Annotated in this window: 1 protein-coding gene and 1 pseudogene; both read right to left on the bottom strand. The window is 43.2% G+C overall.

The window, feature by feature from the left end:
- Positions 1-359 (bottom strand): annotated as a pseudogene (locus B3Z75_RS10155) (hypothetical protein); the annotation flags it as partial.
- A gap of 236 nt (positions 360-595) precedes the next feature.
- Positions 596-1,567 (bottom strand): SDR family oxidoreductase, encoded by a 972-nt coding sequence (locus tag B3Z75_RS10150; RefSeq protein WP_294071144.1) that lies wholly within the window; start codon positions 1,565-1,567, stop codon positions 596-598.
- Positions 1,568-1,714: the final 147 nt, after the last annotated feature.

Below are 1,714 nucleotides of genomic sequence, written 5' to 3'. Positions count from 1 at the left end.
TTACCCACCGTTTCGCTCGCTCCAATAAGTGGTCGAAGTACAGGGTTGTGATTTTCATCCACCGGTGTGGGCACGGCAACTATATAGAAGTTACAACTGCGAATTTCTTCGATATCGGTAGTACAAACCAAACCTTTGTCGGTATGCACTTTGCCCATATCTATGGCACTTTGGAGCAGATCATCGGCCACCTCTAGGGTGCTGTCTTTACCACTCATGAGCTCATAAACACGTGTTTGGTTAAGGTCGAACCCAACAGTACGGTATTTGGTGCTGAAAATCCTTGCAAGGGGTAAGCCAACGTAACCGAGCCCTATTACGCAAATACGTGGATTGAAATATAATGATTTATCTTCCATTGATTATAATATTTTGCTACGTTATAATGTTAGATTTTATTTAGTTTTCAATAATTGAAGTATTGATTTTCTAAGTCTCATCTATTCTTTCAGGATCCACTCTATGAAATCAACGTTAAATATGATTTGTTGTTTGAGTGAAACGAGTTTCAAATCATATAGTGAATGAATAGGTGTGGATGTAAGAATAGGTGTAAACAATAGAATTAGTACTGTAATTTAAACTAAATCAAATCTTATAAATTCTCCAAGTACCACTTCACAGCCTCTTTCAGTCCCTGCTTCAGAGAAAACCGAGGGTCGTAGCCAAGGAAGTTCTTTGCTTTATCGATATTAGCCAGTGAGTGGGGAATATCGCCCGCACGGTTGGGTCCATGCTTGATCTCAACATCCGCAATTGCCGGGTCGTACTCAGAGAGATACTCTTTGAGATAGCCTACCAGCTGGTTTAGGGTAGTGCGCTCGCCATAAGCGGTGTTGTATACGGTATTCACCGCCTCGGGGTTGGTACTTTCCATGGCTAGCAGGTTCATCTGGATCACATTGTCGATATAGGTGAAGTCGCGACTATACTCACCATCGCCATTGATCACGGGCGACTCGTGGTTCATCAGCTTCTTCACAAACAACGGGATTACCGCAGCATAGGCGCCATTGGGATCCTGCCTTCTTCCGAACACATTGAAATATCGCAAACCGATAGTCTCTATTCCGTAGGTTCTGGAGAACACATCGGCATATAATTCATTCACATATTTGGTAATGGCATAGGGTGAAAGGGGTTTTCCAATCACATCTTCCATTTTGGGCAACGATTTGCTATCTCCATAGGTGGAGGAGCTGGCTGCGTAGACGAAGCGTTTTACTCCTGCATCGCGACTGGCGACCAGCATTTGCAAAAAACCCGATACATTGACTTCGTTCGATGTGATCGGGTCTTTAATAGAACGGGGCACCGAGCCAAGAGCTGCCTCGTGAAATACATACTCAATTCCTTCTGTGGCCTTCCGGCAATCATCCAAATTACGGATATCGCCCACCTGGAGGGTGAGCGAGTCAGGGTATTTTTCCAATAGGGGAAGCAGATTTTCAATCTTGCCGGTTGCAAAGTTATCAAGTACTCTTACTGTATGTCCGCGGTCCAACAGTGCTTCCGTAAGGTTGGAACCGATAAAACCAGCACCACCAGTAACCAATATTTTGTTCATTTGTTTCACTTTTAAACACACTTCGTGACTACCTGTCACATTGCATGAGAGGCAGCCACAATCTCCAAGCATACTAATTTGCAAAATTACAATAAAAAAACTATATCTCTAACCTTACTGGTTGTGAAAAAGAAAAAAGGGACAAGT

It is taken from the genome of Proteiniphilum sp. UBA1028 (assembly GCF_002316955.1).
Classification (GTDB): domain Bacteria; phylum Bacteroidota; class Bacteroidia; order Bacteroidales; family Dysgonomonadaceae; genus Proteiniphilum.
Note: the sequence above shows the minus strand (reverse complement) of the source record. Positions and strands in the feature narration are given on the sequence as shown.